Below are 13,221 nucleotides of genomic sequence, written 5' to 3'. Positions count from 1 at the left end.
TTAACCTCGCTTACAAAAGTTCTTAACTAATTCAATTATATCTTGATTAAAGTCCAGTTTCAGTAAAAACATTAAAGCCATATACAAGACCAACATAATTATTGATTTCAAAACCATGTTGATAAAAGCTGATGAAGCCAGTTGTGGCAACAACATGCCGACCACTAATACTACTGCAGCAATTAAAAAATACTTCGGGATCTCTTGAAAAGAATACTTAAAATCATATCCATCTCGTACAATCCATAATCGTAAAATTAGCACAACAAATTCCGTTATCAAAATCGCACACATTGCTCCAGTGGCGCCATACAGTTGATCCAAGAAAAAGCTTAAAATCACTTCTAAAATTGCACCAATAATTACAGGAAGTGCATAATCACGATCACGGTGATTGGCTAGCGCGAATTGATTAGCGAACACACCACCAGTTGGGATCATAATAATAGTTAAAGTAAAGAAAAACATCAATGGAATCATCGGTGTAAATTTTTCACCAAAAAAGAAGGGCACAAACTCTTTAGTATTAGCCATAATCACCACTGCAAACATAGTTCCGAGCCAAACTGTGGCTTCCAATGATTTTTTTAAAACAACTCGCTGCTCTTTTTGACTTTCACTAGCCATTTTGGGCATGATCACCAAAGAAATGCTAGTAATCACGCCTAAAACCATATTAGAAATTCGCTGTGAGTTATCATAATATGCTACTTGAGTGGAGTTTTGAAAAAAACCTAAAATCGGCTTATCAAGAGAAGTGTAGATTTGCGTGGCGATTTGCGGAATTAACAACGTAATGATGGTTTTGACCGTTGTTTGAAATTGATAAAAATGACCTACTGGCCGGTCTACATAACGATGGATTTCAAACCAAAAAACTAGTGAACCAAGCATAGTCGATACTGACATAATTAACATGTACTTCCATAAGTCCTTTGGCTGCTTGACCCATAATAAAATTAACACCACAGAAACCAATTTAACAGCAGTATTCTTTAATACTACCCGACCAAATTCTGCTAATCCTTGAAAAAACCAGGAAATATCAACCTGGGCTGAAATAAGGTATGGCACCATTAATAATAAATACTGCCAATATTTGACCCTGAAAAAGCTAGCAACCGTTACCACAATTATAATAGTAGCAATCCCTGCCAAAGCTTGAAAGTACCACAATCCCCAAAAGGCTTCAGTCAATTGCTGACGATTACCAAAAGCACGCTTTTGAGAAATCGTTCGCATTCCAATATAAGAAACTGATAAGGTACAAAAAATCATCAAGAATTGCACAGTGTTATTGACATTGCTGTATATCCCGTAAGTTTTGGGACCCAGTATTCTTGACAAATATGGCACTGTAATCAGCGGTACTAACACAAGAAAAATCTGGTAAACTGCATTATATAAGATATTTAAAAAAGTTTTTTTCACAGTTTTCCCTCTAAAAATTACTAGTCAGGTAGTTAAAGATATCCTCGCAATAATTGGAGCTATCAACTTGGTTAGTTAATGCTAACCAATATTGCCTTGACGATTCATAATTCTCGTGATTTTGCGGCAATTGCTGCAGACTTTGAATTAGCTCCATTTGATTATTAACACACGGTCCAGGAACAACCTGCTGATAAGGTCCGATTAGTAATCCACGAACTTTTTCATATTGCAGTAGATAATTGGTTAAAAAGATGATTGGCCGATCTAAATGAAGATAATCAAAATAAATCGAGGAAAAATCGGTCATTAAAAAATCGGTGGCACCTAATAATTCATATAAATCAATATCATTAGCAAATAAATAGTCATTTTTCAAGAGTGCCAAATTAGAATAGCTGCTAGTTAACTGTTCAACTAACTGCATTTCGTAAGGATGTAATTTAATGATTAAATATTGGTGCCGCTTTTTAAGAGAGTCATTCAATTTTGCCGCATCAAAATCCGATAATCCCAAAAAATTTCCATTCTTAATTGCCTCTATCAGCTGCTCATCAGCTAATTCTTCACGAAAAGTTGGCACATATATTCCAAGCTCAGCTTGTTCATCATGTTGGTTAAACAAATCTTGTAAAATTTGTTGTTTAGAAACTGCCGCTTGCTGCAGAACATCCCATCGCGGAAAACCCAACTGCTGATACTTAGGAGCGCTAATCGGAATACAAGCGCTCATCAACGTTTCGTATAAATCAGAACTTGAGCAAACTACATCTGTTGTCTTAAGCCATAATCTTGCATTACGCTGATTATCTTTAGCTTGAGTATTATAAGCAGCTAGTCCCATGCGCTTGAGCGGAATCCCATGCCAAAACTGTAAATTTACTTGCCTTTTGTGCACCTTAAATGGTTGGTGAGTCGTTAACACAAATTTAGCCGCGCCAATTTCATACCAAGTTTGCCAAGATAAGTGAGCAGATGGCCACGGCTCAACTAGTGTAACCGTATATTCTGGGTGTGCATTTTTTAGATATTTGGCAAATAGATACCCATTAGACCCAGACCTTCCCGAACCATTTAGCACCACAATTTTTGTTGCATTTATTTTGACAAAACGCGCACAAAATTTCATCAAACTTAAATAGAGCCGAAATAAAAAACTTTTCATTAACTAACTTCCTAAATAATCTATTAACTTAAGAGTACAAAAAAAGCCTAAGCAAACTCAAGTACTTTTAGGATATTTTTTATTTTTTTAAACTTAAAACTGTACCAGGTAAGTTTGCATTTGTTATTTCTGTGACTATTTACTAAAATTAATCTAGTAAAAATAATTAAGGAGTATCTGTCGTGAATTCTGAGCAAGCATTTTCTGCCATTCCACTTTATAAAAAAATCTATCTTGATTTGAAACAACAAATTACTAATGGCAGTCTCAAGCCACAACAAAAGTTACCTAGTGAGCATTTTCTCTGTCAAAATTATCATGTCAGTAGAATTACTGTACGCAAGGCATTGAAACTATTAGGTGATGAAAAATTAATCGTCTCAGTTCAAGGTAAAGGTTCGTATGTTTCTTCTACAAAGATGACGGGTAAATTAAACCGAGTTCAAGGATTCTCAGAATTTGCCGTTTCACGCGACAAAGCCAGTAAACAAACTATTCTTAAACGAGAAATCTTAAAAGATCCTGCAATTGCTAAAGCATTGCTTCTACCTGAACAAGCAGATTTAATTTATATTAAACGGTTATTTCAAGTCGATGAAGTCTCAATCGCAATTGATGAAGCCTGGCTTTCAGCAGAACACTACCCTGATCTGCTATTCAATATCAATGAACAGACGCCACTTTACGAATACCTTGAAAGCAAATATCACGAAATTGCCACCAGTTCTCATCGTGAAATTAATAGTGTTTTACCCTCACCCACACAAAAAGAACTGCTTAGTCTGACTAAAACAGTTCCTTTATTTGAAGTCGAAAAGCTGGCTTACGATCAGTTTAAGCAGCCGCTGGAATATTCACACTATGTGGTTCGCGGCGATAAAATGACCTACACTATCGATTCGACTTCTGATAGCCATATTCACTTAAATGATAAGTAATAATTAGTTAACTCCATGAGCCATCATCTAAAACAAAATGATCATTGCCAAGATTGATCATGGCTTTGGCTTCATATTGTTTTCTGGTTGCCTGATAATTAGGCAGCTTTTTATTTTGTTCTGCAATTGGATTTGTAGTAGGAATGGCAGCTAATAAACTCTTGGTATAGGGGTGAGTTGGATGAGCAAAAATTTCTGCAGTTGGACCCGATTCAACGATATGACCTAAATGAATTACTCCAAGATGACTTGAAATATGTTTGACCATTGCCAAATCATGGGCTATAAATAGCATTGCACTTCCAGTTTCTTGCTGAATTTTTTGCAGCAAATTAACCACTTGTGCCTGAACAGAAACATCTAACGCCGAAATTGCTTCATCAGCAATAATTAGCCTTGGACGCATAATTACCACGCGAGCAATCCCAATTCGCTGTCTTTGCCCTCCAGAAAGTTCTCTTGGATAACGATTAATAAATGAACTATCCAGTCCTACCACTTGCAGCATATCTACCACACGTTGCACTTTTTCATCATCAGTCAATTCAGGAAAATGAATATCTAGTCCCAATTTAATAATTTCGCCAACTTTTTTACGCGGATTTAAAGACGACATCGGATCCTGAAAGATCATTTGCATATCTTTACGCAACTTCGTTGTTTGAACTTTAGTAAGCTTACCAGCAATTGGCATCCCTTCAAATGAGACTTCACCACTAGTTGGTTGATACAAACGGATAATTGATCTGCCAATCGTAGTTTTTCCACTCCCCGATTCACCTACTAAACCATAAGTTTCGCCACCCTTAATATTAAAAGAAACATCATCAACGGCTTTAACAATTTTTTTATTTGCCATCGGAAAGTATTGCTTCAGATGGCGCACTTCAAGAATATTATCAGTCATTTAGATCAGCTTCTTTCATTTTTCGGATACGCTTTTGCAAGATTGCTGGAACTGCTACTTTAGGTGCACGTGAATCAAGTAACCAAGTTGCCGCATAATGATGATCATTGATCTTAAACATTGGTGGTTCTTGTTTAAAATCTACATTTAATGCATAAGGATTACGTGGTGCAAAGGCATCACCAACAATTGGTTGAGTCAAGTCAGGGATCGTTCCTGAAATTGTCGGTAATACAGACACATCTTCATTAATATCTGGTACAGATTCAAGTAGTCCCCAAGTATAGGGATGCCTTGGATCAAAAAAGATATCTTTACTTGTACCTGTTTCAACAATCTTGCCAGCATACATCACATTTACATAGTTAGCAATGTTAGCTACCACTCCCAGATTATGAGTTATAAAAATTACTGACAATTGTCGATTGCGCTGAATTTCTTTAATTAAGTTCAAAATACGAGCTTGAATTGTCACATCGAGACCAGTAGTTGGCTCATCACAAATCAATAATCTTGGATCCCCAGCTAATGCAATTGCAATTACAATTCTCTGCCGCATACCACCAGAGAGTTGGTGTGGGTATTGGTTTTGGACAACCTTTGCATTATGAATTCCAACTGTCGTAATTAGATCCAAAACCCTTTTGTTTATTTCCGTTCGCTCAAGTCGTGGATTAGCTGCCTTAACAGCTTCAGCAATTTGTTGCTTAATTCTCATTGTTGGATCAAGAGAGGTCATTGGATCTTGAAAAACCATGGCAATTTCTTTGCCTTTAATTTGATTTTGCAGAACTTTAGATTTAGTTTTAAGCAAATTAATCGTTTTTTGTCCTGCAGCTGTTTGATAGGTAAAGTTGATAGCATCCGCGCTAACAGATTGATTAGCCTCTGGCTGTCCCATAATTGGTTTAACACTAGCAGATTTACCGCAGCCAGATTCACCAACTAAAGCAACAGTCTCCCCCTGTTTAACTTGATAACTAATTCCCCTAACAGCCTGAACATCACCACGGTCAGTATGGTAAACTACTCGTAAATTTTTTATTTCTAAAACAGTTTGTTTCATCATCTCACCTAGTTTCCTTCAATCGCATCGCGCAAGCCATCGGCAATTATATTAAATGTCAACATAATTGCTGCTAAAAATAGCACCGGGAAAATCACCATATATGGATAAACAATTGCTTGAGTGTAGCCATCATTAATCATTGTCCCAAGTGATGCTAAAGGTGCAGGGACTCCCAACCCAATAAAGGCCAAAAAGGCTTCCAAGAAAATAGCATTAGGTACAGACAACATGAAAGTGGTAATAATTTGTCCGAGCGCATTAGGCAAAATTTGTGAAAAAATAATTTTTAAATTACTTTCCCCCATAGTTCTAGCAGACAAAACGTACTCACTAGTTTTCAGCTCCAAGACTTGTGCACGTACAATTCGGCTCATGTTAATCCAACCAACTAATACCATGGCCATAATAATACTAACTAAACCTGGCTTCATTACTAAAACCAGCAAAGTAACAATAATAATCATTGGTATGGTGCTTAGAATTTCAGTAATCCGCTGCATAAATAGATCAACTTTACCGCCAAAATAGCCTGAAATTAAGCCAAAGCTAGTCCCAATTACCAAATCAATTATCATGGCAACCATAGCCACTTCTAAAGAAACTGAAGTACCTGCTGCTACCCGGACAAAAATATCTCGACCCAGATTATCCGTACCAAACCAGTGTCCTTTCATTCCAGGTGCTAAATTTGAATCACTAGGATAAGGAGTATTAGGTGAAAATCGACTAAAGTGTGGCGCCAAAAAAGCAATTAAAACGATTATAATTAATACAAAGACGCTAATGACCGCTGCCTTATTTTTTAAAAAACGTCGCCAAACTAACTGACCAAAAGAATATGACTTACCTGCATAATGATCAGATGTGGTAGATTTAGGAGCAAATTCGAAATCAGTCTTTTCATTATTGTTCATCTTACTCACCCTCATCCAATCTAATTCGTGGATCAATTAAGCCATATAAAATATCAACCACTAGCATAATTCCGATAAAAAGCAGTGCATAAAAGAACGTAATACCCAAGACAACGTTATAGTCATTTGCTTGAATTGCACTAATATACAAGGTCCCTAATCCTGGAATTGCAAAAGCTTTCTCGATTACCATACTACCAGCAATTAAATCGATCATTAATGGTGCTAAAACAGTAATCACAGAAATTAAAGTATTTCGTAAAACGTGATGACCGATTAATTGATATTTTTTAATTCCCTTAGAATCAGCCAAACGATAATAATCAGAATTCATGATTTCAACCATATCGTTACGGACATATTTTTCAATACTTGCCATCGTAAATGTACTCAAAGCCACAGTTGGCAAAATACTGGATAAAAATGGCTGATTAGGTTGATAAGTGCTTGGGAAAACCATCAATTTGTAAGAAAATAACAAAGAAATAATTAGTGCAACTACAAAGTTTGGTAAACTAATTCCTAAAACTGATACTCCAGTCATTAAGTTATCCCAAATGGTATTTTGCTTTAAAGCAGCAACAACACCCATTAAAAAACCAGTAACTGCTCCTAAGGCAGTAGCTTGCAGCCCAATTTGAAGTGACACAGTAAAATGTTGCAAAATCATGGTTGTTACTGGTGTATTAACTTGAATTGAATATGACACTCCAAAATCACCAGTTAGCATATTCTTCAAATAATTCACAAATTGCAACCAGACTGGTCCGTCTAAGCCATATTTATGATAAAGTGCTGCAACTTGAGCATGGGTCATTTTTTCATCATTAAACGGTGATCCCGGCATGACCTTTTCCATCATAAACAGAATTAAAGTAATCAAAAATAAGGTAACAATTGCAATTAGAATTCTTTTTAAAACATATTTTTTCAAATTCATCCCTTCTAACTATTTAATATAATAATGGAGCTGAGATTAACTCCCAGCCCCGATTAAAAATTCCTTGATTTCTATTTAATTGATGCATATTTAAAGACAAATGGTACACCAGCAATGTGCATCTCTAGGCCTTTAATATTAGGTCTAATTAAAATTGGATAACCATTTTGGTATAGCGGTGGACAAGAAGCGCTGTTAATTAAAACATTATTAGCTTTAAGGAGCTTGTCATAGCGCTTAGCCTGATTGGTCATTTGATTAGAATCAGCTAACAGTTGATCAAATTCTGCATTTGACCAGCGACCATAGTTACTATCATTTTTGGATTGGTACATACTTAAAATCGCTGTTGGATCAGCATAGTCAGGTCCCCAACGAGTAAGGGTTGCATCATAATTGGCCTTCATCATCTTATCAACCCGTGTCTTCTTAGAAACCTGTTGCAGATTAACTTTCATACCTGGCAAATTCTTTTCAATTTGCGCTTTAATATAAGCTGCCACGTTCGCATAAGAAGGATCACTATCGTCATAAAGTAACGTAAACGATCTTAGTTGTGTACTTGACTTAGCTTTCTTCCAATAACGCTTAGCCTCAGCAGGTGAATATTGTGAATAATTTGTCGTTGACTCATCTGCAAAATCTTTACCAGTTTTAGGGTTGGTAACTAGATCCTTCATAACCATTGAATGAGTTGGAACAGATCCGTCTTTTAGAATATGTTTTGTTATCTCTTGGCGATCAATACTTACAGAAATTGCCTTACGTAAATCAGCATTATCTAAGCCAGGCTTTTTAACATTAAACATTACATATTGGGTAAAATTACCAACCTTATTCTTAAAGCCTTTATCCTTGCGATACTTAGAAACCAATTGACCACTTAAGTGAACATAATCGGCACTACCATTTTGATAAGCTATTGCTGCCTTTTCAGGATCAGTAATCACATTAAGCTTAACTTCTTTGATGTTAACGTTCTTAGCATTCCAGTATTTAGGATTTTTTACTAAATTAACGTTATTATCGCCTGACTTCCAATCTTTTAATTGGTAAGGTCCCTCATATACAAGATGCTTAGAATCTTGAGCAAACTTCTTACCTACCTTTTTAAAGTATTGATGATTGACTGGCGAAAAAGCACTAAACGCCAATAATTTAGATAGGTATGGCACTTCTCTATCGAGTTCAACTACTAATGTTTTCTTATCTTTAGCTGAAACACCTAATGATTTTACCGGCTTTTTTCCTGCCACAATAGCATCTGCATTTTTAATTCCAGCAGCGCCAGGCTGAAAATTGAACGCAGAAGCAATCTTAGGATCAGCTAGACGTCGCCAAGAAAAGACAAAGTCATCAGCTGTGACAGGATCTCCATTTGACCATTTGGCATTCTTACGAATAGTGTAGGTCTTAGTCAAGCCGTGATTACTGCTTTTTACTTTTGAAGCTAAGGCTAATTCTGCTTTTCCCTTAGGATCAATTGTATAAAGTCCCTCATTGATATTGTCAACTACAGTAGATGAAGTATTTTGATATGCTAATACTGGATCAAGTGAGTCAACTGGCACATCTTGAACGACCGTTATTTTGCTTTGCTCTTTATTACTTGAATTGGAATTGTTCTGACAACCTGTTAGTAACATTCCCAAACAAGCCAACGTAGCTGTAGCAAATATTGCTCTTTTTTTCATAATCTCCCTCTTTTCTAAAATGATTTTTGATGTCCAAAGCCACCAGAAATCTTGCAAGTAGCTGCTGCACTCTTACTAGCTGCCACAGCTGCTTTACATAAATCTGGTTCATTCAAATAGGAAACTAAAAAACCAGCGATAAAGCTGTCACCAGCTCCCATGGTATCAGTTACCGTAATACTTTGAGCTGGTTGATAATATCCACCTTCAGCATTGAGCAAAAAAGCGCTGTTCGAACCGCGAGTTATGACTATAACTTCTGGTCCTAATGTTAAGCAAGATTTCGCAAAAGCTTCAGCCTCTTGATCACTTAAATCAGCTCCAGAGAAAAAAGCATAATTAATATTAGGTAAAACTTGCTTTAAATAATGCTCCTTGCGACAATCAGAAAAATCAAATGCTACTTTAGTTACATCATGTAAGTCTGACAAATAATTTTCTAAACTGGCATAAATCCCAGTATGGACAACATCAAATTTTTTGATTTCAGCAAAATCATCTGGTGTCAGCTGCAAAGCTAATAAATGCTGTACAGAATTTTTGGGTCCTGCCTGAAATTCTCGCTCACCATCGTTAATGACAACTCTTGGCTGAGCTGTAGGTGCATAAGCTTTACGACAATTCACTAACTCAACCTGTTCTTGTTTTAGCGATTCATTAATGTGGGTTGCACGATCATCATTGCCAAAGATTCCCAAATATGCTGCAGTAGTTGCACCTGCTCTTTTAGCATCGACTGCAACATTAACACAATTTCCACCAGGAAAATATATTTTTTGCTGGATATAAGTATCAGCAACATTATCCCCAATTGCAATTAGTTTCATGGATTACACCTTTAATAGTCCAAATGCCACATGTAACGACGAGCTTCTAGTGAATGTCCACGATGATATTCAAAGCCTTCTGCTAGCTGCCTATATACAACACCAGACAAAATTTGAGAATAATAATCTCTAAAGTCTTCCGCAATTTCATGCATATCAAAATCAGCATTATCAATAACATAAACTTTTTGACTATGTTGCTTAGCAAAATCAACTACGCGTTGATCCATTTCTCTAGAAACACCCATACCTTCACAAATAATAAATGGTACGTCGTAATCCGTAACTTCGAAAGGACCATGGAAATATTCGGCTGAATTAATATAGCTACTATTAATCCATTGCATTTCCTGTAGCCAGCATGCTGAAAACGAATAAGTTTCACCAGCATTAATTCCTGAACCAACTGCATAGATCAATTTCTCGCGCTTTAATTCGCTAGTCCATTGATCCGTAATTGATTTATATTGTTTACGCGTGCGAGCTGCAATCGTTTCTAAGTCATCTAGACCCTTTAAGCCTTGGTCATATTTAGCATCCCCAGTTAGTTCTTTCAAAAAGCCAAATGTAAAACCGTACAATACTCCAGTATTTAAATCTGCAGCATCTGTACCCTTACCCCAACTATAGTGCAAAGTATAATCTGCAGTTTTTTCCAAAGCGGAGTCTGCTGTAAAGGTAATTGCTACGGTCATTGCTCCCTTTTGTTTAGCAAACTTGGTAGCTTCAACTGTTTCAGGAGTACTTCCAGAATGTGAACAGGTCACTACTAAGCTGTGCTTGCCTAAATCATGGGGATCACGACTAATAAATTCACGAGCAGGCAGAATTGTAGCCGGAACATCACATTCGCGACCTAAAATATATTCTGCTGGCTGCATAAATGCTAAAGAACCTCCACAGGCTGCAAAATAAACATGATTAATGGGCATAATCTTTTTTGTTGCAGCAACTGCCTGCTTAATTTCTTGTTGATATTCTTTTTTCATAAATAATTCCTTTCTGATTGCTTGTTATATGATGTTATATAATAAGATAGTAGTATTATTTTAATCTGTCAAGCTTTTTTTAAAAAATATTTCATATAATATCCAGACTAATTAAGGGAATCACTTTTTACTAGCTGTATGGAATTGAATTAAAGGTTATGTTCACAACAAAAAAGCTTTCACAAATTTGTGAAAGTTTTTTTAAATTTATTAATTTTTGCTTTATCTTTTACGACAAATGTTTACCGATTTGATTACCAATAAGTGATAAGGTAAAACAAACCACAAAGTACAGCACCGCTAATGCCGCAAACATTGGTAAAATGTAGTTGGCATTTTGCCCATAAATAACTTGAGCATGCTGCATCATCTCGGGTACCACAATAATTGTCGCTAAGGATGTATCTTTGATCAACGAAACAAATTGACTAATAATCGTGGGAATCATATTCTTATACGCCTGCGGAAGCACCACATGCCACAAAGCCTGGACGAAAGTCATCCCAGTTGAACGTGCGCCTTCCAGTTGCCCCGGATCAACAGATTGGATACCTGAGCGAACTATTTCGGCTAACATGCTTGATTCAAAAACGGTCATGGCGATAATCGCTGCAGGAATGGTTTCCGGTCTTAAGCCAAAATTCGGTAAGCCAAAATAAGTAAAGAAAATAATCAACAACAGCGGTACATTGCGGACAATATCGACAATAAAACCAACAATTTTTGACAAATACTTAATCTTAGAATAGCGAATTATTCCTAAAATTGAACCAAAAATAAAACTTAAAATAACAGAAATTACAGAAATATAAATCGTTACCCAGAGGCCCATTAACAAAAAACGTATATTAAGCCACGAAAACGCGTTAATCCAGTTTTGCATTGTTTGTCCTCCTTAACTAAGCTTCTTTTCTAAGTGCTGCATATAATAACTGATTGGTAAGGTGATAATCAAATACAGTACCCCTACTACCAAATAGGTATTAATCGTATCAAAAGTAGTTGAAGCAATTGAGTTAGCCTGATACATCAGATCAAATCCAGCTACAAAAGCTAGCACTGATGAATTCTTGACCAAGTTGACAAATTGATTACCTAAAGGCGGAATCACAATCTTGAAGGCTTGCGGTAAAATAATATACCGCATCGCCTGCCAATACGTCATCCCTGTCGAACGTGCACCTTCCATTTGACCAGCACTAACTGATTGAATCCCTGAGCGAATTGTTTCAGCAATAAAAGCGGATGTATACAAAGTTAATCCGATTGTACCAGCTGTAAAACCATTAATCTTTACCAAATACATTGGAATTACCAGGTAGAAGAACATTGTAACTACCAGCAGTGGCACATTACGAAAAATTTCTACATAGGCATGCCCAATTATTCGGGCCACCTTATTAGGCAGCACTTCCATAATGGCAAAAACAGTACCAATTATCAAACTAAAAAATAACGCAATTATACTAGAAAGGACTGTCCAGCCCAATCCAACTAATAAGTCATTACTAAAATGGGTAAAAATATTAATCATCGGCGATACAGCTCCTTATATTTAAAACCGGGAACATTGCCAAACCATTTTTTAATTAACTGGTTATATTCACCATTATGTTGCATTTCAAGGACTGCTTTGTCAACAGCCTTAGTAAATGAGGATTGCCCCTTATTAACTGCTACACCATAAGGCTCATAGGTAAATGTGCCACCTCTAACTTCATAACCTGGGTTTTCAACTGCTAATCCCATTAAAATACCATTATCACTGGTCAAAACATCACCTTGACCAGACTTCAAAGCGTTCATTGCCTGAGCATAATCTTGTAATTCAATTACTTTTGCTTTAGGAGCAACTTTCTTAATATTGGCAACATTATTAGCTCCTACGACACCAATAACGGTTTTACCTGCCAAATCCTTAGTAGACTTTATCTTGGAATCTTTGGGTACTAACAGCGACTGACCTGCACTAAAATATGGTTTAGAAAAAGTAATCATTTTTTTACGTTCAGGTGTAATTGATAAAGTAGCAATTACCGCGTCAATATTATTATTTTTTAATAGCGGTATTCTAGATTGTGAAGTAGTGGTAACAAATTCGGCTTTACCCTTAGGTCCCAATATGTGCTTGGTAATATGCTTGGCCATATCTACATCAAAGCCTTTTTGCTGACCATCACGAACATCTATTAACCCAAATAATTTAACATCACCTTTAACACCCCAGGTAATAGTATTGGATTGCCGCACATTATTTAAAACAGACTGATCCTTGTTATTTCCACATCCAGTTAGAAACAAGATACTAAACAACAAAGGAAATAGCCAGAATTTCTTTTTCATGATT

13 protein-coding genes are annotated in these 13,221 nt (G+C 36.3%); 1 reads left to right on the top strand and 12 read right to left on the bottom strand.

What is annotated here, in order from left to right; translation table 11 throughout:
• Together OZX59_RS08860 and OZX59_RS08855 are read right to left on the bottom strand one after the other, a co-directional pair.
• Entirely contained in the window at nt 1-1,431 is a 1,431-nt protein-coding gene (locus tag OZX59_RS08860) for an oligosaccharide flippase family protein (RefSeq protein WP_277126031.1), read from the bottom strand.
• A gap of 10 nt (nt 1,432-1,441) precedes the next feature.
• Entirely contained in the window at nt 1,442-2,596 is a 1,155-nt protein-coding gene (locus OZX59_RS08855) for a CDP-glycerol glycerophosphotransferase family protein (RefSeq protein WP_277126030.1), read from the bottom strand.
• A 182-nt stretch (nt 2,597-2,778) separates the two neighbouring features.
• Here OZX59_RS08855 and OZX59_RS08850 point away from each other — a divergent pair, with 182 nt between their 5' ends.
• The gene (locus OZX59_RS08850) at nt 2,779-3,534 is read left to right on the top strand and encodes a GntR family transcriptional regulator (RefSeq protein ID WP_277126029.1); all 756 of its coding nucleotides are present in this window, start codon (nt 2,779-2,781) and stop codon (nt 3,532-3,534) included.
• A gap of 7 nt (nt 3,535-3,541) precedes the next feature.
• On the opposite strand, the gene OZX59_RS08845 is transcribed toward OZX59_RS08850, so the two are convergent.
• The 10 genes from OZX59_RS08845 to OZX59_RS08800 all read right to left on the bottom strand — a co-directional run bounded on the left by OZX59_RS08845 (nt 3,542) and on the right by OZX59_RS08800 (nt 13,217).
• Nucleotides 3,542-4,441 carry an ATP-binding cassette domain-containing protein gene (locus OZX59_RS08845; protein WP_277126027.1) on the bottom strand — a complete coding sequence of 300 codons (900 nt, stop codon included), beginning with the start codon at nt 4,439-4,441 and terminating at the stop codon, nt 3,542-3,544.
• Nucleotides 4,434-5,510, bottom strand: coding sequence for an ABC transporter ATP-binding protein (locus OZX59_RS08840; protein WP_277126025.1), 1,077 nt, complete (start codon nt 5,508-5,510; stop codon nt 4,434-4,436). Before OZX59_RS08840 ends, OZX59_RS08845 begins: the two co-directional genes overlap by 8 nt.
• Nucleotides 5,511-5,515: 5 nt before the next feature.
• Entirely contained in the window at nt 5,516-6,424 is a 909-nt protein-coding gene (locus OZX59_RS08835) for an ABC transporter permease (protein ID WP_277126023.1), read from the bottom strand.
• 1 nt (nt 6,425) lies between these two features.
• Nucleotides 6,426-7,358 carry an ABC transporter permease gene (locus OZX59_RS08830; RefSeq protein WP_277126021.1) on the bottom strand — a complete coding sequence of 311 codons (933 nt, stop codon included), beginning with the start codon at nt 7,356-7,358 and terminating at the stop codon, nt 6,426-6,428.
• A gap of 77 nt (nt 7,359-7,435) precedes the next feature.
• On the bottom strand, nt 7,436-9,058 hold the full coding sequence (locus OZX59_RS08825) for a peptide ABC transporter substrate-binding protein (protein ID WP_277126019.1): 1,623 nt from the start codon (nt 9,056-9,058) through the stop codon (nt 7,436-7,438).
• A gap of 14 nt (nt 9,059-9,072) precedes the next feature.
• A complete protein-coding gene (locus OZX59_RS08820; protein WP_277126017.1) occupies nt 9,073-9,885 on the bottom strand; it encodes a PfkB family carbohydrate kinase in 813 nt (270 codons plus the stop codon).
• Between the two features lie 11 nt (nt 9,886-9,896).
• Nucleotides 9,897-10,874 carry an SIS domain-containing protein gene (locus OZX59_RS08815; RefSeq protein ID WP_277126016.1) on the bottom strand — a complete coding sequence of 326 codons (978 nt, stop codon included), beginning with the start codon at nt 10,872-10,874 and terminating at the stop codon, nt 9,897-9,899.
• A gap of 229 nt (nt 10,875-11,103) precedes the next feature.
• On the bottom strand, nt 11,104-11,757 hold the full coding sequence (locus OZX59_RS08810; protein WP_277126014.1) for an amino acid ABC transporter permease: 654 nt from the start codon (nt 11,755-11,757) through the stop codon (nt 11,104-11,106).
• A 12-nt stretch (nt 11,758-11,769) separates the two neighbouring features.
• Nucleotides 11,770-12,408 carry an amino acid ABC transporter permease gene (locus OZX59_RS08805; protein ID WP_277126012.1) on the bottom strand — a complete coding sequence of 213 codons (639 nt, stop codon included), beginning with the start codon at nt 12,406-12,408 and terminating at the stop codon, nt 11,770-11,772.
• Nucleotides 12,405-13,217: a transporter substrate-binding domain-containing protein gene (locus tag OZX59_RS08800; protein ID WP_277126010.1), complete on the bottom strand. Its 813-nt coding sequence runs from the start codon at nt 13,215-13,217 to the stop codon at nt 12,405-12,407. Before OZX59_RS08800 ends, OZX59_RS08805 begins: the two co-directional genes overlap by 4 nt.
• Nucleotides 13,218-13,221 lie beyond the last annotated feature (4 nt).

Source organism: Lactobacillus sp. ESL0681 (genome assembly GCF_029392835.1).
Lineage (GTDB): Bacteria > Bacillota > Bacilli > Lactobacillales > Lactobacillaceae > Lactobacillus.
Note: the sequence above shows the minus strand (reverse complement) of the source record. Positions and strands in the feature narration are given on the sequence as shown.